This window comes from Microbulbifer mangrovi (assembly GCF_002009015.1).
Taxonomy (GTDB): Bacteria; Pseudomonadota; Gammaproteobacteria; order Pseudomonadales; family Cellvibrionaceae; genus Microbulbifer; species Microbulbifer mangrovi.
On sequence record NZ_LZDE01000311.1, the window covers coordinates 1 to 21,629 of the forward strand.

Genomic DNA, 21,629 nt, shown 5'->3' on the forward strand with positions numbered 1-21,629 from the left:
TCGAATCCAGCACGACCCACCATCTTCCCTCCTGTTGCCGGCTGTCCGATTGTTCCAATCGAGCCGGGAACCACTAAAGAACTCGCCGCAAGTCGGGTTATACAAGTAGTTAGCCAGTACCGAATGATGATGTGATCGTCACGAGGTGTCAGGCAATCTTAAGGGTCGTTAGCTCAGTTGGTAGAGCAGTTGGCTTTTAACCAATTGGTCGCTGGTTCGAATCCAGCACGACCCACCATTTCCTCAAGATTCCCCTAAAACTATTTCTTCCGGCTTTTCGGCCCGAGCGCCTCGCGACGTTAATATTCCCTTTGTGACCCACTCATGGGCCTGAAAATCGGCGAATTTGTCCCGAATCGGTATAATGCCGCCTTTTTCCGGCAGTATCAGAGACTCATGACAGACAGCAGCGAAAAAATTGCCACCAGCCCGGCGCCCAATTCGATTGATGCGCGCGACTTTATCCAGGATCATCTGGCGCATCCCGCTATGCACCAGTACAGCGAAGAGGAGCTGAACCTCTGGCGCGAGCGCATCAAGCGCCTGCTGAAAGAGCAGAATGCGGTGCTGGTAGCCCACTACTACACGGATCCTCTGATTCAGCAGCTGGCTGAAGAAACCGGTGGCTGTGTGTCCGATTCCCTGGAAATGGCCCGCTTCGGGGCCGAGCACCAGGCGGAGACCCTGATAGTCGCCGGCGTGAAGTTCATGGGGGAAACTGCCAAGATCCTCACGCCCAACAAGCGGGTCTTGATGCCGACGCTCGAGGCGACCTGCTCCCTGGACCTTGGCTGTCCCATCGAAGAGTTTTCCGCATTCTGTGACCAGCACTCCGATCGCACGGTGGTGGTTTATGCCAACACCTCGGCAGCGGTGAAAGCCCGTGCGGACTGGGTGGTGACCTCCAGTATCGCGCTGGACGTGGTGGATTACCTGGATTCCCAGGGTGAGAAAATCCTGTGGGCACCGGACAAGCACCTGGGTAGCTATGTCCAGAAGCAGACCGGCGCAGACGTGCTGCTGTGGGACGGCGCCTGTATCGTGCACGAGGAGTTCAAGGCCAAGGGGGTGGCGGATCTGAAGGCGCTGTACCCGGACGCGCTGGTACTGGTACACCCGGAATCGCCGGCGGCGGTGGTGGAGCTGGCGGATGTGGTGGGTTCCACCTCCCAGATCATCAATGCAGCCAAAACCCGCCCCAACAAGCAGTTCATCGTGGCGACAGACCAGGGCATCTTCTACAAGATGCAGCAGCAATGTCCGGACAAGGAGCTGATCGTTGCTCCGACCGCCGGTTCCGGCGCCACCTGTCGCAGCTGCGCCAACTGCCCGTGGATGGCGATGAACTCGCTGGAGAACCTGTGCGGGGTGCTGGAGCGGGGCGACAACGAGATCCTTGTGGATCCGGAGCTCGGCAAACGCGCCATGATACCGCTGCAGCGGATGCTGGATTTTCGTAAGCCGCTGGATTGATAGCTTTCGAAATAACAGCGATGAATCGAAGGTAAAGTGACGGGGATCCGTTTTCGAAAACGGATTCCCGGTGGTTTACCGCCACCGAGCCAGTATCAAAAATTACTTTCTGAAGAGCTTGTTTAAAGCTCCTTCGCTTTCTCCTGCATCTTGATCACATCCTTCATGCGCTGCTCCAGAATGGCGTGGGTCTGGTAGTCATTCTTGGCCAGGCGAACCCCGTGGCGCAGGTGCTGAAGTGCCTTGTCGAAGACCCCGTTCAGGATGTAGTACTCCGCGCGCGCCTCATGCACTCCGACAATATCGCCCGCCAGGCCATGGGTTTCCGCGAGCAGGTACCACACCGCAGGATCCTTGCGGCGCACCCGGCTGTGTTTCTTCAGGATGCGCTCGGCCGCCAGGTAATTACCCGCTTTGAAGTGCGCATTGGCCAATCCCATGATCAGCGCGTGGTTCTTGGGGCTCTTGTTGACAGCCTGCTGCAGCCGCTTGGTGGCACTGTTGTAATCCTGCCGTACCAGGTCGATATCCGCGCGCGCCAGAATAAAGGCATCTTTGTCCGGATCCTTGTCCAGAAGCGGCTGCAGGGTATCGATTGCGGTGTCTGGTTTGCCCGCCGAGGTCTGTGCCAGGGCAAGGCCGTAGCGCGCTGCATCCTCGTTGTCATTGATTCCGCGCAGCTCCGCCTGGAACCGCTTCACCGCCTGCTGTGGCGTGGCCTCCGCGTTTACCCGGATACGCGCACGCATCAGGTGGTATTCACGGCTGTCGCGCAGGGGGATCTTTTCCATACGGTTGGCGCGTAGCTTGGCGTCCGCAATCCGCTTTTCGGTAACCGGGTGGGTGAGCAGGAACTCCGGCGGACGGCGATAATAGCGGGTGGCCTTGAGCATCTGTTCGAACATCTCACCGGCGGCCTGTGGGTCCATACCGGCCTTGGCCAGGGTCTCGATTCCCACCCGGTCCGCTTCCTGTTCATTCTGGCGGGAGAAGCGCAGCTGGTTGTCGAGGGCGGCGGCCTGGGTGGCAGTCATCGCTGCAATGCCCGCATCGCCACCGGCGGTGGCGGCGAGTACCAGCGCACCGAGCATACCGGCCAGGGTGGGAATGGTGCTGTTGCGCTGGGCTTCCAGGGAGCGGGCGTAGTGACGCTGGCTCAAGTGGGCGAGTTCGTGGGCGAGTACTGAGGAAAACTGATCCTCGTTCTCGGCAAACAGGAACAGGCCCGTGTGCACGCCCACCACGCCGCCGGGCACCGCGAAGGCGTTCATGGTGTCATTGTTGACCACCACGACATCGAGGTTCTTGTCTTCCAGGGGGCTGTATTCGGCGAGGGACTTGAGGGAGTTTTCCACATACTGCTGCAGCAGTGCATCGCTGGAGGTACGCACCTGACTGCGGAACATACGCAGCCACATTTCCCCCAGCTCGTTCTCGCGCGCGCGGGATACCAGCCCGCTGCTGGTGTCCCCCAGCTGTGGCAGCTGGATATGGTGATCGTCCTGGGCTGTGGCTGCGATGGGACTGGCGCCAAGCAGCAGGCCGGCGGTGATGCCGGTGGCACCCCGGCAAAGTCGCTGCCAGTAGCGATTCCAGGGTCGGCTGAATGTTGTAAGGATCTCGGTCATATTCTCTACTGCGCCTGCCGGTTTGCCTACCGCTAACACTATACGTGTCCCTGTGAGACTGTCGAGGTTTTGATCAGCTCCGGAGGAAAAGGTTCTATAGATATGACCCATTGACCAGAGTGCGCCGTTATAATTCGCGGCATTAACGGTTCTTTACCGCAGATTTATGACCGATACAGCGAACAAAGCCACAGACACGCCTGAATTTGATTGGGAAGCTGCCTACAGGGTAGATGCCCGGGGCTTGCCCTGCCCGCAGCCGTTGCTCGCGATGCGTCGGGCCCTGAAGCAGCTGGCGCCAGGTACACTACTGCATCTGGTGGCCACCGATCCGTCATCCCAAAGGGATGTTCGCAGCTTTTGTTCGCTCACTGGTGTACCTTTGCTGCGGTCGGAGACCCGGGAAGGGGAGTTCCACTACTGGCTGCAATGTGTGGCCGGTGGCATAACAAAACCATAAACAAACCATCAAGACGACCGGCAGAGTCGCCGGCAAAGCAAAAGTCTCGAGAGAACAGTATTTATGCTTGCGATTATTAGGGGTTGGATAAATCGCTATTTCAGCCAGGAAGAGGTGGTGCTGCTGGTACTGCTGTTACTGGCCGCCATGATTGTGCTGGCGACACTGGGAGGTGTTCTTGCTCCCGTGCTGGCGGCGCTGGTGATCGCCTTCCTGATGCAGGGGATGGTGCAGAGGTTACAGTCATGGAAAGTACCGCACTGGTTGGCGGTATCCATTGCCTGCCTGGTGCTGGTAGGGACTATTGTCGGCCTGCTGTTTGTGGTGATGCCGGTCATCTCGCGGCAGACGGTGCGCCTGTTCTCCGAGCTGCCGAACATGATCGATCGCGGTCAGGACCTGTTGCTGTTGCTGCCGGAGCAGTACCCGCGGCTGGTGACTGCCCAGCAGATCGATGAAATCTTTACTACCCTCGGCAGCGAGCTGGGGACACTGGGGCAGACGGTAGTCACGTTTTCCCTGGCCAACCTGCCGGTGCTCGCCGCGGTCCTGATCTATCTGGTGGTGGTGCCCATTCTGGTGTTCTTTTTCCTCAAGGACTCCAACAAGCTGCTGGCCTGGTGTGCGTCTTTTCTTCCCCATCAGCGCCCCATGCTGCGCCAGATCTGGTATGAGATGAATGACCAGGTGGCCAACTATGTGCGCGGCAAGGTGATCGAGATCGCCATCGTGGCACTGGTCAGCTACGTCGCGTTCCTGTTGCTGGGAGTCAATTACGCACTCCTGCTGGCGGTTGCGGTGGGGCTGTCGGTGCTGATCCCCTATATCGGGGCCGCAGTAGTGACTATCCCGGTGGCCGCTATCGGTCTGTTCCAGTGGGGCTGGAGCGGTGAGTTTTTCTGGCTGATGTTTGCCTACGGCATGATCCAGTTGCTGGATGGCAATGTGCTGGTGCCGGTTCTGTTTTCGGAGGCGGTCAACCTGCACCCGGTGGCGATTATCATGGCGGTGCTGGTGTTTGGCGGCATCTGGGGTTTCTGGGGGGTGTTTTTTGCGATCCCGCTGGCAACCCTGGCCAAGGCAATTCTCAACGCCTGGCCCACCAGTGAGCATCAGGCCGAATGGCAGGCCAGGGAAGCTGCGGAACAACTGCCTTCGGAGCCCGCTGAATAGGCGCTTCACCGGTAACTGCGAGCTCTGTCTCGCAGCGCCGGTATTTGCTAGAGTTCGCCGCCTGATCCCGGGGGCCGCCCCTTGGTTAACCAATTAGGAAAGTCCATGAGCCTTGCCGATAAAGTATTGGCCGTTAACAACGACCTGCCGATTCGCACAGACAAGCCTGTGCATAGTGGAAAAGTCCGCTCCGTCTACTGGCTGACCGAAGCCGACAGCCGTCGCCTGATTGAAGAAAAGGGCTACCCGGTGGCCGCCGATGCGCCACTGGCGGTGATGGTGATTTCCGACCGCATCTCCGCGTTCGACTGTATCTGGAAAGGTGAGGGCAATTTGCGCGGCGTTCCCGGCAAGGGCGCGGCACTCAATGCCATTGCCAACCACTGGTTCCGCCTGTTCAAGGAGAAGGGGCTGGCAGACAGCCATATCCTGGATATCCCGCATCCCGCCGTTTGGATCGTGCAGAAGGCGCGTCCGGTAATGATCGAGGCCATCGCCCGTCAGTACATCACCGGCTCCATGTGGCGCGCCTACAGCAAGGGCGAGCGCGAGTTTTGCGGCATCCAGATTCCCGACGGTCTGGACAAGGATCAGAAACTGCCGGAGTTGCTGATTACCCCGTCTACCAAGGGGATTCTTAAAGGCATTCCCAGTGTGCCGGAAGCGGATGACGTGAATATCACCCGCAAGAATATCGAGGAAAACTTCGCGGCATTCAATTTCCGCAGTGCCGACGACATCGCCCGCTATGAGCAACTGCTGAAAGAGGGCTTCGACGTTATTTCTGCAGAGCTGGAAAAACTGGATCAGGTGTTTGTCGATACCAAGTTCGAATTCGGTTATGTCACCGATGCGCAGGGTGTCGACAAACTGATCTATATGGACGAAGTGGGCACCCCGGATTCCTCTCGCATCTGGGATGGTGAGCAGTACCGCAATGGCAAGGTGGTGGAAAACTCCAAAGAAGGATTCCGCCAGGCGTTGCTGAACCATTTCCCGGATCCGGATATCCTGCTGAATAAGGACCGTATGGACGAGCGTGAAGCACTGGCCCGCGACAACGAACTGCCGGAGTCCATGCTGATGGATGTGTCTGCCACCTACGTGGGAATTGCAGAAAAGATCATCGGTGAGAAACTGGAAATCCCGGACAACCCGAAAGCGGAAATCATTCAGGTACTGCGTGACGGATATGGCCTGATCGACTGAGGTGTCCCTCTCGGTTTCCGCTCAGGTGGAAAGCGCAAACCGCACATACAAAAAACCCGGCAATCTGCCGGGTTTTTTGTGTCTCGAAAAGACCGATCAGGCTGCCTGCAGTGCCTTGCGCACGCTCGCCAGCTTCACACACAGCACAAATACCGACATCGCAGTATCCAGTTCTTCCAGCGGCGGGAAGCTGGGGGCGATGCGGATATTGGTGTTTTCCGGATCCTTGCCGTAGGGGAAAGTGGCACCGGCCGGGGTCAGCTTGACGCCCGCTTCCGCAGACAGGCGAACCACTTCCGAGGCGACGTCCGGACGGGTGTTGAAGGAAACGAAATAACCGCCTTTAGGGGTTTCCCATTCGCCCAGGTCGGTGTCGGCGAAGTTCTTGTCCAGGTGCTCCAGTACACAGGCAAATTTGGGGCGCAGGATTTCCGCATGCTTCTGCATGTGTTCCTTCAGCTGGGTCAGCTCCGGGAACAGGCGTACATGACGCAGTTGGTTAACCTTGTCCGGACCGATGGTCATGGCGGACATCTGCTGTTTCAGGGAAGCCAGGTTGGCGGGGCTGGCGCTGACGAAAGCGACACCGGCGCCGGCGTGGGTTACCTTGGACGTGGAGGCAAACTGCAGCACGGAGTCGGGAGTGTCGTTGCCCAGTGCCGCTTCGCGAATGTTCGGCAGTTTCACCTGGTGGTCCAGGTCGTGGATGGCGTAGGCGTTATCCCAGAAAATGCGGAAGCCCGGGTTGGCGATTTTGCCCAGCTGCGCCAGACGATCAACGGTGTCTTCGTCGTAGGTCACGCCGGTGGGGTTGGAGAACTTGGGCACGCACCACAGACCGATAATCTGGTCGTCTTCGCGAATTTTCTTTTCCAGCACATCCATGTCCGGACCGGTAGCGGTCATCGGTACGGTTTCCATGGCAATGCCCAGCTGCTCACAGATGGCGAAGTGGCGGTCGTAGCCGGGAACCGGGCACAGAAACTTGGGCGCGCTCAATTCTTTCCACGGCGGGTTGCCGGCAAAACCAAACAGGTAGCCGGTGAGTACCGCGTGGTACATCATCGTCAGGGAGCTGTTGCCGCCGGCAAGTACTTCTTCAAACGGCGCCTGCAGAATGTCGGCACCCAGTTCGCGGGCGGCGGCGATGCCTTCGAGGCCACCGTAGTTGCGTGTATCGGTACCGTCGGGTGCGCGGTAGTCACCGTTGAGAATACCGTCGAGTCCGTCGGACAGGCTCAGCTGATCTGCCGCCGGTTTACCGCGGGTAATATCCAGGCTCAGGTTGTGCTGGCAAATGCGCTGGTACTGTTGCTCCAGCTCTTGTTCCCACTGTTGCAGCTGTTCGCGTTGGGCGGTCTCGATACGCACGGAAAATCCTCACTATGGCGGTTGAACTTGCGGGGATGGAGCTTATCAGCCGCGGGCGGATTACGTCATGTTTTCTGAAGTTTTTTTAACGCAATTCCCGGTAAAAATAGCGGTTGCCGGCAGATAATTTGTTTCGCCTGAAACCGACTGGCAGTTTTTAACGCGGCTAGTTAAGTCAGTGCTCTTGCGCGGCGAGAATACGGAAGTCCGACGCGTAATCGAGGAGGGTGGATTTGAGGTGGGCGCGCTGTTGTGGTGTGGCGCTCTTCAGTATCTCGGCGCCAAGATTTCGCGCCTGGGCGCGCAGTTGATCCTGCATCTGGCGGTAGTCTTCGGACCACAGTGACTGTGGGTCGATAAGCAGTGCCCTGAGCTGTTTCTCATAGCCCTGGGGTTTACTGCGCAACGTGCTGATAAACGCGTCGGCCCATTTCTGGCGTTGCGTATCCCGGCGTTTCGGATCGAAGCGGGTGGTATCCAGCTGATGGTCGATCATGGCGTCCTGTTCGCTGGTCAGGTCGCCGAGCCAGCGCTCCGCTTCTTTGCGGAATTGTTTTTCCCGTTTGCGCTTGGATTTTTCCCATTTTTTTAAAGACTCTTCCCGTTCTTCGCGAACGTTTTCCGCGAGCTGGTCGATCTGTTTGTCATCCATCTGTACCACCAGTGGCAATAGCAGATCGCTCAACATCACTACCGAACTGTGCCAGAAGGTATCCACCTGCTTTTCGATTTCTATCAGCTTTGCCGGGGTGGTGTCGGGATCATCGACATTGCCGGCAAGCGTTTCCAGATAGTCTGCGTAGCGTGGCAGCTGTGTCTGGCGGTGCCAGCGATGGAACTCGTCCACCCGCAGGGAGAGGAGATCTTCCTGGGCGCCGTCAAGATCCAGGTACTTGTTGATATTGCGGTCCATCCACCAGTCCAGGTGCCCGTAAACCAGGCGCACACTGGAGCAGCCGCCAACCAGCAACATGGTGACAACCAGCAGGGCGCTGGTGGTGCGAGTGAGGGCGGTGCGGAGGTGGGTGAGGTTCATGGCGATAAATATAGCCGCTTGCTGTGAACCTCGCTGCCTGCCGGTCAGTTAATCCAGACTTCTACCCGGCTGTTTTTGACGGGCCCCTGTTCACTGTCCGGCGTCAGAGGCGCAAACGCGCCCACGGCCATGATCTGGCTGTCTCCCATCTCGTGATCCCTCAGCAGTGCGCCCTGTACCTTGAGTGCGCGAAAGCGGGAGATCAGGTCGGATATGTTGCTGTTGGATTTGCGGTCCGAGAAGCCCACCAGGGTTAGTGAAAGCGTGCGGTTCTGCTCTTCGGCCATGAAATCCTGCAGGCGGTGCAGGTCGCGCAGGGCGCGGTTATCGAGTTCGGTACTGCCATCTGCGAAACGGAAGGAGATACTCAGGCGCGCGCCATTTTCCATCAGTTCGCGATAGTTCTGCGGCGCATTGGCGTAGGGTGCCATTTTTAGCGCCACGGGGGTGAGGTTTATAAAGCCGATCTGCGCGACGATTTGCTGTCCCGCACGAGATTCCACGTGATGGATAAATCCGTCCACATGGGGATTGAAGCGTGCGGGGTTGCGGTAGAGATACAGGCGGCGGGTGAGCGGAAAATCCTCTGTGGCAATGATGCCGCGGTCAGGTACCACCGCCGCCAGGTCGCCGGACTTGATCGCCACCTTGTGCAGACCGTCTGCATCGGCGTAGGGCAGGTACCCGATGGCGCCGCGATCACGCTGCACCAGGGCGCGGGTTTCGTGGTTGCCGGCAACTTCATGGATAAAGTGGGGAGTGGCGCGGCTACGGCCGAACACTTCGCCGTCAAAGGTAGCCCGGGTGCCGGACTCCATGTCCCGGTGCAGGGGGCGAATAGGCAGGTCGGGCCCACCGAGTTGCGCCCAGTTGCGAATTTCCCCGCGGTAAATCTGCGCCAGCTGCGCCATGGTCAACTGGGTGATCGGGTTGTCCCGGTGAATCGTGATCACCAGTGCATCCAGGCCAATGACATGTTCTGCCTGGGGGCTGGTGAGGTTGCCGAAACGGGACAGCATGGCGACTTCCCTGGGCTTGATCTTGCGCGAGGCCATTCCGATGTCTGCGGTGCCCTCGTCCAGGGCCTTGAAGCCGGTACTGGAGCCGAGGGCGATAATCGGCACCACCACCGGCTGGCCGTTGAGGCGCGCGTGGATCCAGTGCTTTTCCCCTTGGTTGCGTTGGGTGATGTCGGTAGCACCCTGGGATTTCAGGTAACTTTTTACCTGTGCCGGCGCCAGGTCTGCGCCAATGGTGTTGGAGCCCGTCAGCCGGAACAGCACTTTCGCCGCATTATCACTGGCGGCAGCGGTGTTCCACACCAGCAGCAACAGCGCCACACTCCATGTTGTCATTAATAGTCGCTTGGCGGTTTGGCAGCGTCCCATCGCTTCCCCCTATACTTCCTGATACTGGCCGGTTTGCGTTTGCGTGCCCCGCTGTGAGTATTTCCGTTTGTGCGGGCGCGCGCTTTATCGCAGAAAAGTGTGACGAAGTTATTGCAACCAGTTTGAACTGGGTCGACTGACGGTTGGCGCCAGCAACCGATACATACACCGGTTCCGGTTGTTTGTTTTTTGTTCCCGGTTACCGTAGGCTGCGGGCTGCAGCGAGCCGCCTGGCGATTTTTTCGCCGCCAGGGAGGAAGTAGGCGGGCGAACCGCGGATATTGGGGATTTTTTTTGAAAAAGGGCATGACAACGCTGTCATTTGTCTTGTAGTATTTCTCCTATATTGCACAGGCGTCATTCGAGACGCCGGGCCGGACCACCCTGGGGCGCAGAAATGCGGTGGGGAATCCGGTAAGGACACATAACAATAGAAAATCTTAGGGGCCGGATCAGATGGTTGCTTTGAGAGACAGCAGGGACATTCTCTATGTTGGCGTTGATGGCGGTGGCAGTAAGTGCCGCGCGTCGATTTTCGATGCCAGCAATCGCCTGCTGGGTACCGGAGTCTCCGGGCCCGCAAACCCCCTTCATGGATATGCCCAGACAATAGACTCCATCGTGCGCTCTGCCGCACTGGCCGTGTCAGATGCGGGTATGCCCGCAGAAACACTGGGCGAGCTGGTGGCCGGTGTCGGCCTGGCTGGCGTCAACATGCCCCGTCTCTACAACGAGATGAACGCCTGGGCACACCCCTTCAAGCAGATGTTCCTTACTACCGACCAGCACTCGGCCTGTCTCGGCGCACATCGTGGTGGCGACGGCGCGGTCATTATCGCTGGCACCGGTTCCGTGGGTTACTCCTGGGTCAATGGGCGCAGCGAAATTGTCGGCGGTCACGGCTTTCCCCACGGCGATAAAGGCAGTGGTGCCTGGCTGGGTATGGAAGCGGTGAAGTACGTATTGATGGCGATGGAGGGGCTTGCTGCCGAATCCATGCTGCAGCGCGAGGTGCAGAAGGCCCTGGGTACGGAAGATCCCTACGATGTGATCGAGTTGATGGCGGGCAAACCGTCCAGTCAGTACGCCAGGTTGGCAGTGCCTGTAGTGGAGTGTGCAGAGGCTGATTGCCCGGTCGCAGTATCCATCATGCGCGATGGTGCCGCGTATATCAGCGATCTCGCGGAGAAGCTGATGGAAAGCAAGCCGCCGCGCCTGGCCATGATTGGCGGCCTGGCGCCGCGCCTCAAGCCCTGGCTGAAACCGCAGGTGGCGGAGCGGGTTTCCGATCCGCTGGATCCGCCGGAGCTGGGCTGTGTCTACTTCGCCCAACACTCCCTGGCGGCACTGGGTGACAGCGAAGTGCGTGCAGCAGATGAGGCGGATGCGAAAGCGCTCTTTGGATAAGCGTGCGCATTAGCTAGAACACACAGGTTGATAGACCACAAAAGTCATACGGATTTTACGGACAGATTTTATGAGCGCAGTGACTCCCGCTGAGGCCAACAAGGTGGATGCTTCTATGGCGATGACAGTAATGGAAACCGAGGCCCGCGAGGCCCCGAGCCGGATTGCCGAGCAATTGAAGAACAATGCCCCGATCATGGAAGCGTTGGGCGAGCGCCTGCGCAACAAGCCGCCGCGCTTTGTGATGATCGTAGGTCGAGGCTCATCGGATCACGCCGGTGTGTTTGCCAAATACCTGATCGAAATCGAAACCGGCACACCCACTTTTGCGGCGGCGCCGTCCGTGTCCAGTGTATATGGCAAGAAGCTGAAGCTTGAAGACGCACTGGTCATCGTGATTTCCCAGTCCGGCCGCAGCCCGGACATCCTCGCCCAGGCGCAGATGGCGAAAGATGCCGGTGCCTACACCGTGGCGCTGGTGAATGATGAAACCGCGCCGATCAAAGATATTGTCGATCAGGTTGTGCCCCTGAAGGCTGGTCCGGAACTGGCTGTTGCAGCCACCAAAAGCTACCTGTGCACCCTGTCTGCAGTGCTGCAGCTGGTTGCCAACTGGACCCAGGATGCCGAGCTGAAGGCCGGTGTCGAGATGCTGCCGCAGACGCTGACCGACGCCATTGAGTCCGATGTACAGCTGCGCCCGGAAGACCTCGCAGCGGTGAAAAACCTGGTGGTGCTGGGGCGTGGTCCCGGTTACGGGATTACCCGCGAGCTGGCGCTGAAGCTGAAAGAAGTCTGCAGTGTTCACGCAGAGTCCTTCTCCAGCGCGGAATTCCTGCACGGTCCGGTGACCCTGGTGGAGCAGAAGCTGACTGTGGTCAACGTGCCCATTGAGGACGAGTCCTACAAGGCGCACAGCGAACAGATCGCCGACATCATCCGTCGCGGTGGCACCCTGATCAATCTGCATGTGCCGAGTAAGGGGGTTCACCCGCGTGTTGCACCGCTGGCTCTGCTACAGCGTTTTTATCTCGACGTGGCCCATGTTGCCGTCAGTCGGGGCATCAACCCGGATGAGCCGGCCGGCCTGAAAAAAGTCACCCAGACTGTTTGAGTCGGGTCGATTGAGTTCAGTGACGAAAGGTGGGAGCAGCGGGCAAGTGACACAGGCATTCATCGCACAACAGTTATTCGACGGCGAGCAGCTGCGCAGTGACGTGGCGCTGGCTATCGAGGGCGGCAAGGTTATCGCGCTAGGCGGCGAGCCTACTGCGGATGCGGTGTATCTCGAGGGACTGCTCGCGCCGGGCCTGATTGATGTGCAGGTCAACGGTGGTGGTGGAGCGCTGTTCAACAACGACACCACCGTCAATGCGCTGGGCAAGATGTCCGCGGCCCACGCCCGTTTCGGAACCACCGGATTTATGCCCACCCTGATCACTGATCAGGTGGATGTCATGCAGCGCGCTGCGGATGCAGTCAGTGCCGCGTTGAAAGAGGGCGTGCCCGGCGTACTGGGGGTGCATTTTGAAGGCCCACACTTGAGTACCCCGAAAAAGGGTACCCACGAAGAAAAGTTTATCCGCCCACTCAGTGACGAGGAGCTGGCGATATACGCCCGCGACGACCTCGGCCTGAAAATGGTCACCCTGGCGCCGGAGAATGTATCGACAGAGGATATCCAGAAACTGGTCGCGCTCGGTGTGAAGGTATGCCTGGGGCATTCCAATGCCGATGGCAAGACCGCGGCAGCGGCAGTCGCCGCCGGGGCAACCGGGTTCACCCATCTGTACAACGCCATGTCACCGCTACATTCGCGGGATCCGGGCATGGTGGGCACCGCTCTGATCAGTGATGGCTGCTGGTGCGGACTGATTGCGGACGGGCACCATGTCAGCGCCGAGGCCATGACACTCGCGCTCAAGGCCAAGCCCCGCGGCAAAATCATGCTGGTGACCGACGCCATGTCCCTGGTGGGCAGCGATGAAATGAGTTTCCCGCTGTTCGAGCGCATTGTCACCCGCGATGGTGACAAGCTGACTTCGACTACCGGTGAGTTGGCCGGATCCCACCTGGATATGATCGGTGCGGTGCGCAATATCCGCGACTGGTGTGGCGTCGAGCTGACCGAAGCCCTGCGCATGGCGGGTCTCTACCCAGCGCAGTTCCTGGGCAGTGCCGGAGGGCGCATTCAGCAGGGTGCGCAGGCAGACTTTATTTTGATCGATGACGAACTTCAGGTTCAAAAGACCTGGATTAACGGGCAGGAAGTTTTCGCGGCTTAAATCCGCGAAGGGGACTGTTCGAATAGATAATCGGGGAAGCACCCCGCAAGCCAGTAAGGCCAAACCATAATAAAAGGTGAGTCTATGAATACCGCAGTGATTAGTCAGAGTGAAACGCGCAGTAGCGTTTTACCCATGGTCATTATCGGCCTGCTGTTTTTTATCTTCGGTTTTGTAACCTGGCTGAACGGCGCCCTGATTCCGTTTCTGCAAACCATCTGTGACCTGACCGGCTTCCAGGCGATGCTGGTGGCTTCCGCGTTTTATATTGCTTACACCGTGATGGCGCTACCCATGGCCGCGATCATCGAGCGTACTGGTTACAAAACCGGTATGGCGCTGGGTCTGGCGCTGGTGGCAGTGGGCGCCCTGATATTTATCCCTGCGGCCTACAGTCGGATGTTCGGCATTTTCCTGCTGGCCCAGTTTGTGGTGGGCTCCGGTCTGACCGTTCTGCAAACCGCTTCCAACCCCTACGTGGTGAAAGTCGGCTCTCCAGAAACTGCTGCGGTGCGGATCTGCATCATGGGTCTGCTGAACAAGGGCGCGGGCATTGTTGCTCCGCTGGTATTCGCAGCGCTGGTTATGTCCGGTATCAGCGGTATTTCCGAAGCCGAGCTGTCTGCGCTGACTGCTGCGGCGAAAGACGCCAAGCTGGATGAGCTCGCCAGCCAGCTGGTTTCACCGTATATCGGAATGGCCGTGCTCGGATTTGTACTGGCGGTGGCGATGATGTTTGCCCCGCTGCCGGATATCGAAGATGAAGTGATCGAAGGCCAGGAAGATGCGGCGATTACCCTCACCGGGCTGAAAAAATTCCCGCAGCTGATCCTCGGATCCATTGCCCTGTTTTTCTACGTGGGTGTGGAAGTCATTGCCGGCGACGCCATTGGCCTGCTGGGCAAGCAGGCGGGTCTGGATACCTCCGTGGCCTCCGTACTGACCTCTTACACCATGGTGTTTATGGTGCTGGGTTATCTCTGGGGCACCTTCGCTATCCCACGCTTTATCAGCCAGCAGACTGCGCTGTTGATCTCCGCGCTGCTGGGTATTGCATTCACCTTTGCGGTCATGAGTGGTTCGCTTGATAGCACTGCCATGTCGTCCGCAACCCTGGCCCACTTTGGTCTGCCGGAAATTCCTAACGCGGTTTATTTTGTCGCACTGCTGGGCTTCGCCAATGCCATGTGCTGGCCGGCGATCTGGCCGCTGGCGCTGGAAGGCCTGGGTAAATTCACCTCCAAGGGCGCGGCGCTGCTGATTATGGGTATTTCCGGTGGCGCGGTGCTGCCGCCCCTGTACGGGCACTTCGCCGATACCGGAGACGGCCAGGCAGCCTACATCATTGCGATTCCGGCGTACCTGTTCATCCTGTTTTACGCTTTGAAAGGGCACAAGATGCGCAGCTGGACCAAATAACCTGGTTTTCAGGTCGGTCCGCCGTCGCATCTCAATCAGTCAGTTTTTTCGAAAGTGTTTTAGGAAGAGGTATTTAAAAGGATTTTTTTGAACTTCTCTTATGAAGTTTCTCTCTTTGGTTCTCGTCATCTTTGCCCTCCATGTGAGGGCTTTTTTTTGCCTGTCTTTAGCGGGGTGAGTCACCGCTGGAGTCGCGCACCAGCAGTTCTGGTACGAACTTTTTGACGATGCCTGCATCCTTGTTTGCGGCTGCGCTTTCCGAGGCGCTTTTGCTGCGCGCCTTGTTAAGTACCAGCGCTGCGGCACACTTGGCGATCTCGTTGTTCGGCTGGTGTGCAGTGGTCAGCTTCGGCCAGGTCTGGCGGGAGAAGGGGCTGTCCTCAAACCCGACAATCGACAGTTGCTCGGGGATCTCGATATGCATCAGTCGCGCGGCGAACAGTGCGCCGGCCGCCATCTCATCGTTACTGGCGAAAATGGCGGTGGGCGGGTTATCGGTGTTCAGCAGCAATTTTGCCCCTTCGACACCGGAGTCAAACGCATATTCGCCGGGAATGATCAGGCTTGGATCGATTGCGATACCGGCCTGTTGTAGGGCCTGCTTGTAACCCTCCAGGCGTCCGTGGGTAGAGATGTGTTCTTCGCCACCACAGAGGAAGCCGATGCGTTTATGGCCGTGTTCAATAAGGTGCTTGGTGATGTCGTACGCCGCGGCGGTGTCATCTACCTGAACGCAGTTGTCCTCGTCGCCTTCCGCGGCGCCACTGGAAACAATGCGTACATAGTCCAGGCCGAGTCGCTTTACTTCATCAATGACCGACTGGGTTTCCGAGAACGGCGGGGTGAGCACCACGCCGGCAACCTTCGAGTGCTCCACCAGCGCGCGCAGTTCATCGTGCACCGTTTCCGATTTGGAGTTACTCGGGTGGATCAGCAGCTCGTAGCCCCGTGCCTTGCAGGCCTCGAGGATACCGTTTTGCATGTCGATCACGTAATAGGCATTGGGGTTGTCGTAGATCAGGGCAATGGTATAGCTGCGGGTGCCGGCCAGATTGCGCGCGGCCAGGTTCGGCTGATAGTGGAGCTCCTCCACTGCATCCATCACCTTCTTGCGCGTGGCAGGTCTCACCGACGGTTCATTATTGATAACCCGCGATACAGTCTTGATCGACACCCCGGCCCTTGCGGCCACATCGTTGATGGTGCTCTTCATGATCGGCTATTTTCCCTTATCGGAATTGGTCCTTGTGCATACCCAGCCGGGCAGTTTACCCGGTTAGTGCGTGCGCGACGATGGATTTATGGTCATTTCTTCGCGAAAGCCCGGCTTTGCAGCCGAAAGCTGATTTTTCACCGCGGTTTCCCGCCAAGTTTAGGGGTTTTACCCTTTTCCTGCTGCCTGTGTGCCGAGTGGGGCGGCTGCTCTCTTGAGTTGCACGGCTATTGCTCTGACCCCGCTGAATCTGTGAAAGAAAACTACAAACCCGATTGACAGGGCGGGGGCGCTGTGTGAATCTTTCGTTAAATTGACAGCGTTGTCATTTTATTTTGATGCCTCTGGGGTTTTGGGGTGCAAGCGCTGTCTTTCGGGTAAACAAGAATAACCGGTGCCCGCCACCTCCCGGTGGGCGCCACTTTCAGGGGGCATACCATGCAAGGTGCACACTCTCACTCCGCCATTTCCCAGTCCGCCATCTGGCAGTCGCTACAGGCGCAGGCCGCGCAGGTGAAGCAGCGCAGGCTGGCAGATCTGTTCAGCGAAGACCCACAGCGCGCCGCGGCGTTCAGCATGGAATTACCGCAGTTTCTGCTGGATTTCTCCAAAAATCATCTCGACCAGTCAGTATTTGTAAATTTGCTACGTCTCGCGGAAGAGGCCGGGTTGGAGCAGTGGCGGAGCGATTTCTTCGCCGGTAAACCGATCAATGCCACGGAAGGGCGGCCGGTTCTACATCCGGCACTGCGCGGCGGTCTGGGCGCTGAAGTGGAGGTCGGCGGGGTATCCGTCACGGGATTGGCGGAGGCTGAGCTGCAGCGCTTGAAAGAGTTTGTAGTTTTACTACATAATGGCGACCTGACGGGCTACAGCGGTAAACGGATCACCGATGTGGTCAATCTCGGTGTCGGTGGTTCCCATCTGGGACCCCAGACCGTCATAGAGTCACTGCGTGCCTACCGGAAGGGCGATGTCGCGGTGCACTTTGTATCCAACGTGGATGGAGCCCAGCTCACGGATGTGCTGGCCGGCCTGGATGCCGAATCAACGCTTTTTATCGTCTCGTCCAAGACGTTCACTACCAGCGAGACGATGACCAATGCGCGCAGTGCCCTCAAGTGGTTGCAGCGCGCAGCGCCCGATGTTTCTGCGGAGGGACTGTTGCAGCGCCACTTTGTCGGCGTGACTTCGAGCCCAGACAAGGCACAGCAGTTCGGGATCCTGCCAGAGCGGACCTATCGGTTCTGGGATTGGGTCGGCGGACGCTATTCGCTGTGGTCGGCAATCGGATTGCCCATCGCTATTGCCTGCGGCTACGAAAACTTCCGCGCACTGTTGGACGGTGCTGCAGAGATGGATCGCCACTTCCGTGAGGCGCCGTTCGAAAAGAACGCGCCGGTGATCATGGGGTTGCTGAGTGTCTGGTACTGCACCTTTATGGGGTATCCGGCGCACGCGGTGTTGCCCTATGAGCAGGCGCTGCACATGTTGCCAGCCTATTTGCAGCAGGCAGATATGGAGAGCAACGGCAAATCTACCACCCGTGCAGGGGTGGAGGTGGACTACGCCACCGGCCCTCTAATATGGGGGCAGACGGGGATCAATGGGCAGCATGCTTTTTACCAGTATCTGCACCAGAGCCCGGAGGTGGTGCCGGCGGACTTCATCGGCAGTGTGACTCCGGGACACGATCTCGAGGGGCATCACGAAATACTGCTGGCGAACATGTTCGCCCAGAGTCAGGCGCTGATGAGCGGTGTGGATGCCGAGTCGGTCGCCCGCGAGCTGACAGCCAAGGGGCTGTCACAGGAAGAGATAAAAAGGCTGACCCCGTTCAAGGTGCACAGGGGTGGAAAGCCCAGCACCACAATACTCTTGAAAGAGTTGACCCCCCGCGCGTTGGGAGGGTTGATTGCACTCTACGAACACAAGATTTTTGTGCAGGGTGTGATCCTGGAAATATATTCCTTTGATCAGTGGGGTGTGGAACTTGGTAAGGGTCTTGCCAACACGCTGGAGCCAAAACTGGCTGCAGGTGATCTGGCTGGAGAAGACGGTTCTACAGCGCAACTGATCCAATACTATCGCCGATTCAAACGCGGCGCGGTTACGACCACGGGGCTACCTGAAGTTGAGGCGGCCGAGTCTGCTGGAGAACAGGCTTAATAAAAAACTGTGGCGAGCTGATAAAAAACGAAGAGTTAAGCAAAATGGCAAACACTACAGTGGTAAACAGTCGGATACAGGCGGTGACCGACAGGATCATCCGCCGCAGCGAAGAAACCCGCGCCAGCTACCTGGCGCAGGTAGAGCGCGCCCAAGGCAAAGGTCGTGCGCGCCACAAGCTGTCCTGCGGAAACCTGGCGCACGCCATGGCGGCGTCCAGCGATCAGGATAAAAACCTGATTGCTTCCGGGCAGGGTCCCAACCTGGCGATCATCAATGCCTACAACGACATGTTGTCGGCCCACCAGCCCTACGGCACCTACCCGGAAATGCTGAAAGCGGAAGCACTGCGCAACGGCGCTACCGCACAGGTTGCCGGTGGCGTCCCCGCCATGTGTGACGGTGTCACCCAGGGGCAGCCGGGTATGGAACTGTCACTGTTTTCCCGCGATGTTATTGCCATGGCCACTGCCATCTCCCTGTCTCACGACATGTTTGATGGTGGTATGTATCTGGGCATCTGCGACAAGATCGTGCCTGGCCTGGTTATCGGTGCACTGTCTTTTGGTCACCTGCCGGCGGTGTTCATCCCGGCAGGCCCCATGCCTACCGGCCTTGCCAACGCAGAAAAAGTACGTGTTCGCCAGTTGTATGCCGAAGGTAAAGTCGGCCGCAAGGAGTTGCTTGAAGCGGAAAGCGCGTCTTACCACAGCGCCGGTACCTGTACTTTTTACGGTACTGCCAACAGCAACCAGATGCTGGTGGAAATCATGGGGCTGCAGCTGCCGGGTAGTTCTTTTGTCAATCCGGGCACGGAGCTGCGCGATGCACTGAACCACGAGGCGGTTAAGCAGCTGGTGCAGATTACCGAGCCCAGCAATTACACGCCCATCGCGAAAATCCTCAGCGAAAAGTCTTTTGTAAATGGCATTGTTGGCCTGCATGCCACCGGTGGTTCCACCAACCACACCATGCACCTGATTGCCATGGCACGTGCCGCCGGCATCCAGATTACCTGGCAGGATATGGCTGAGCTCTCCGAGATCGTGCCGCTGCTGTGCCACGTGTACCCGAACGGCACCGCAGATATCAACCACTTCGCCGCTGCTGGCGGTATGCAGTTCCTGATTCGCGAATTGCTGGGTGCAGGCCTGCTGCACAACGATGTCAGCACCGTACTGGGTGATTCCGGTATGGAGCCTTACACCTACGATCCGTTCCTGAATGAAGACCGGGACGGACTGGTATGGCGTCCCACGGCGGAAGAGTCGGGCAACCCCGACATCATCCGTCCGGCGAGCGATCCTTTCTCCGGCCACGGTGGCCTGCAGCTGCTGCAGGGCAACCTCGGCAACAGTGTGATCAAGGTATCCGCCCTGAAAACGCCGCAACTGAAAGTGAAAGCGCCGGCTGTCGTATTCAACAGTCAGGACGCGCTGCTGGATGCGTTCAAGGCCGGTGAACTAGAGAAGGATTTTGTCGCGGTAGTGCGCTTCCAGGGGCCCCAGGCCAATGGTATGCCAGAGCTGCACAAGCTGACCCCGTCGCTCGGTGTATTGCAGGATCGCGGTTACAAAGTGGCGCTGGTCACCGACGGCCGTATGTCCGGTGCGTCAGGTAAGGTGCCGGCAGCCATTCACCTTTCTCCAGAAGCGCTGGAAGGTGGCGTTGTGGCAAAAATCCAGGACGGTGATGTTATTGAGCTGGACGCGGAAGCCGGCGTTCTCAAAGTACATGTAAGTGATGAAGAGCTGGCCGCACGCGCGCCAGCGGAGTGCGATCTGTCCGCCAATGCCACCGGCATGGGGCGCGACCTGTTCACCAATATGCGCAAGCTCGCTAGCGGCGCAGAAACCGGTGGAAGCATTCTTTTTTAACTGAATTCAGCGCGCTCGCCGGAAACGGGGGCGCGCAACTGCTTGAGAGCAAAAACAATGGCAAACGCATTCGACATGGTACTTTTTGGTGGTGGCGGAGATCTGTCACTGCGCAAACTGATTCCGGCCCTGTACCGGGCCTATATTGAAGGCGGTCTGAACAAGGATTCCCGCATCCTGCCGGTGTGCCGTCGTCAGGAAGACGCTGACGTCTACCTGAAAACCGCGCAGCAGGCGCTGAAAACCCACCTGCGCGACGGTGAATACAGTGATAAAAACTGGAAAGGATTCAGCGCACAGTTACGCGCCGTCGCGCTGGATATCTCCAAGCCCGACGAGCAGTGGGATGGCCTGGTGGATATCCTCGGCAAGGACACCGAGCGCACGCGCCTGTTCTATCTCGCAATTCCGCCGGCGGTATTTGGTCCCTGCTGTGAAAACCTGTCAATTAAGGGACTGATTCACGAAAATTCCCGTGTCGTGGTGGAAAAGCCGCTCGGCTACAACGCCAAGACTTCTGACGAAATCAACAGCAAGATTGCCGAGTACTTCCCCGAAGAAAGTATTTTCCGCATCGATCACTACCTGGGTAAGGAAACGGTACAGAACCTGCTGGCGCTGCGTTTCAGCAACGTGCTGTTCGAGCATCTCTGGGATGCGAAAACCATCGACCATATCCAGATCAGCATCTCCGAAACCGTGGGCCTCGAAGGTCGCGCGGGTTTCTATGATGACACCGGTGCGATGCGCGACATGGTGCAGAACCATTTGTTGCAGTTACTGTGTCTGATCGCGATGGAATCGCCCAACAGTATGTCCGCGCGCAATATCCGCTCGGAAAAAATCAAAGTGCTTGAGGCACTGCGCCCGCTGACTGACCAGGATGTGGACCAGAATATCGTTCGTGGCCAGTACGTCGCCGGTGGTCTGGGCAAAGAGCTGGTACCGGGCTATCTGGAAGAGCTCAAGGCACCTAACAGTACTACCGAAACCTTTGTTGCGATTCGCGCACATATCGACAACTGGCGCTGGACCGGTGTGCCTTTCTATCTGCGCACCGGCAAACGTATGGAAAAGCGCTGTGCGGAAATCGTGATTCAGTACAAGAACGTGTCCCACAGTGTGTATCAGCCGGAAGCCGGAAAGGTATTGCCGAACCGTCTGGTAATCCGCCTGCAGCCCGAAGAGAGCATCAAGCTGGTTCTGATGGCGAAGAAAATGGACAGCCTCACCATGGAGCTGCAGCCGGTAGAGCTGAACCTCACCCTGTCCGACACCTATGACAGTTTCAAAAGCGACGCTTACAAGCGCCTGATGCTGGATGCGGCAGCCAACAACTCCGCGCTGTTTATTCATCGCGAGGAAGTCGCCGCAGCCTGGGCCTGGGTTGACCCGATCATCGACCACTGGCGCGAAACCGCCAACCAGCCACAGCTTTACCGCGCAGGCACCTGGGGGCCCCAGGCCTCCAATCAGCTGCTGGCCGAGAATGGCCACCACTGGTTCAACCCCTGAGAAATC

General features: G+C 58.2%; 16 protein-coding genes and 1 tRNA gene. 12 read left to right on the forward strand and 5 right to left on the reverse strand.

Annotated features, from left to right (window positions below; translation table 11 throughout):
- Positions 1-162: 162 nt before the first annotated feature.
- Both B4U49_RS10270 and nadA read left to right on the forward strand, forming a co-directional pair.
- Positions 163-238: transfer RNA gene (locus tag B4U49_RS10270), tRNA-Lys, on the forward strand.
- A gap of 158 nt (positions 239-396) precedes the next feature.
- Positions 397-1,473, forward strand: coding sequence for a quinolinate synthase NadA (gene nadA / locus B4U49_RS10275; protein ID WP_078084524.1), 1,077 nt, complete (start codon positions 397-399; stop codon positions 1,471-1,473).
- Positions 1,474-1,595: 122 nt separating this feature from the next.
- On the opposite strand, the gene B4U49_RS10280 is transcribed toward nadA, so the two are convergent.
- The gene (locus B4U49_RS10280; RefSeq protein ID WP_078084525.1) at positions 1,596-3,101 is read right to left on the reverse strand and encodes a M48 family metalloprotease; all 1,506 of its coding nucleotides are present in this window, start codon (positions 3,099-3,101) and stop codon (positions 1,596-1,598) included.
- A gap of 166 nt (positions 3,102-3,267) precedes the next feature.
- Here B4U49_RS10280 and B4U49_RS19470 point away from each other — a divergent pair, with 166 nt between their 5' ends.
- From B4U49_RS19470 to B4U49_RS10295, 3 genes are all read left to right on the forward strand, one after another.
- Positions 3,268-3,561: a sulfurtransferase TusA family protein gene (locus B4U49_RS19470; RefSeq protein ID WP_078084504.1), complete on the forward strand. Its 294-nt coding sequence runs from the start codon at positions 3,268-3,270 to the stop codon at positions 3,559-3,561.
- A gap of 63 nt (positions 3,562-3,624) precedes the next feature.
- Positions 3,625-4,734 carry an AI-2E family transporter gene (locus B4U49_RS10290; protein ID WP_078084505.1) on the forward strand — a complete coding sequence of 370 codons (1,110 nt, stop codon included), beginning with the start codon at positions 3,625-3,627 and terminating at the stop codon, positions 4,732-4,734.
- A gap of 105 nt (positions 4,735-4,839) precedes the next feature.
- Positions 4,840-5,943: a phosphoribosylaminoimidazolesuccinocarboxamide synthase gene (locus B4U49_RS10295; RefSeq protein ID WP_078084506.1), complete on the forward strand. Its 1,104-nt coding sequence runs from the start codon at positions 4,840-4,842 to the stop codon at positions 5,941-5,943.
- Positions 5,944-6,039: 96 nt separating this feature from the next.
- Here B4U49_RS10295 and B4U49_RS10300 read toward each other — a convergent pair whose 3' ends face one another.
- The 3 genes from B4U49_RS10300 to B4U49_RS10310 form a co-directional block, all read right to left on the reverse strand.
- Positions 6,040-7,314, reverse strand: coding sequence for an aspartate aminotransferase type Ic (locus tag B4U49_RS10300; RefSeq protein ID WP_078084507.1), 1,275 nt, complete (start codon positions 7,312-7,314; stop codon positions 6,040-6,042).
- Positions 7,315-7,489: 175 nt separating this feature from the next.
- On the reverse strand, positions 7,490-8,350 hold the full coding sequence (locus B4U49_RS10305) for a DUF6279 family lipoprotein (protein WP_078084508.1): 861 nt from the start codon (positions 8,348-8,350) through the stop codon (positions 7,490-7,492).
- A gap of 44 nt (positions 8,351-8,394) precedes the next feature.
- Complete coding sequence (locus tag B4U49_RS10310) at positions 8,395-9,705, reverse strand: substrate-binding domain-containing protein (protein ID WP_158078600.1); 1,311 nt, start codon at positions 9,703-9,705, stop codon at positions 8,395-8,397.
- Between the two features lie 489 nt (positions 9,706-10,194).
- On the opposite strand from B4U49_RS10310, the gene nagK reads away from it, so the two are divergent.
- The 4 genes from nagK to B4U49_RS10330 all read left to right on the forward strand — a co-directional run bounded on the left by nagK (position 10,195) and on the right by B4U49_RS10330 (position 14,849).
- A complete protein-coding gene (gene nagK / locus B4U49_RS10315) occupies positions 10,195-11,145 on the forward strand; it encodes an N-acetylglucosamine kinase (protein WP_078084510.1) in 951 nt (316 codons plus the stop codon).
- 70 nt (positions 11,146-11,215) lie between these two features.
- Positions 11,216-12,259 carry a glucosamine-6-phosphate deaminase NagB-II gene (nagB-II, locus tag B4U49_RS10320; RefSeq protein WP_239692576.1) on the forward strand — a complete coding sequence of 348 codons (1,044 nt, stop codon included), beginning with the start codon at positions 11,216-11,218 and terminating at the stop codon, positions 12,257-12,259.
- A 46-nt stretch (positions 12,260-12,305) separates the two neighbouring features.
- Positions 12,306-13,430 (forward strand): N-acetylglucosamine-6-phosphate deacetylase, encoded by a 1,125-nt coding sequence (nagA, locus tag B4U49_RS10325; RefSeq protein ID WP_078084511.1) that lies wholly within the window; start codon positions 12,306-12,308, stop codon positions 13,428-13,430.
- An 84-nt stretch (positions 13,431-13,514) separates the two neighbouring features.
- The gene (locus tag B4U49_RS10330) at positions 13,515-14,849 is read left to right on the forward strand and encodes a sugar MFS transporter (RefSeq protein ID WP_078084512.1); all 1,335 of its coding nucleotides are present in this window, start codon (positions 13,515-13,517) and stop codon (positions 14,847-14,849) included.
- A 166-nt stretch (positions 14,850-15,015) separates the two neighbouring features.
- Here B4U49_RS10330 and B4U49_RS10335 read toward each other — a convergent pair whose 3' ends face one another.
- Positions 15,016-16,062 (reverse strand): LacI family DNA-binding transcriptional regulator, encoded by a 1,047-nt coding sequence (locus B4U49_RS10335; protein ID WP_078084513.1) that lies wholly within the window; start codon positions 16,060-16,062, stop codon positions 15,016-15,018.
- Between the two features lie 438 nt (positions 16,063-16,500).
- Between B4U49_RS10335 and pgi the strand changes: the two genes are divergently transcribed.
- The 3 genes from pgi to zwf are packed head-to-tail and all read left to right on the forward strand — an operon-like array spanning position 16,501 to position 21,623.
- The gene (gene pgi / locus B4U49_RS10340) at positions 16,501-18,231 is read left to right on the forward strand and encodes a glucose-6-phosphate isomerase (RefSeq protein WP_078084514.1); all 1,731 of its coding nucleotides are present in this window, start codon (positions 16,501-16,503) and stop codon (positions 18,229-18,231) included.
- 44 nt (positions 18,232-18,275) lie between these two features.
- Positions 18,276-20,108 (forward strand): phosphogluconate dehydratase, encoded by a 1,833-nt coding sequence (gene edd, locus B4U49_RS10345; protein WP_078084515.1) that lies wholly within the window; start codon positions 18,276-18,278, stop codon positions 20,106-20,108.
- 57 nt (positions 20,109-20,165) lie between these two features.
- Positions 20,166-21,623 (forward strand): glucose-6-phosphate dehydrogenase, encoded by a 1,458-nt coding sequence (gene zwf / locus B4U49_RS10350; RefSeq protein ID WP_078084516.1) that lies wholly within the window; start codon positions 20,166-20,168, stop codon positions 21,621-21,623.
- Positions 21,624-21,629 lie beyond the last annotated feature (6 nt).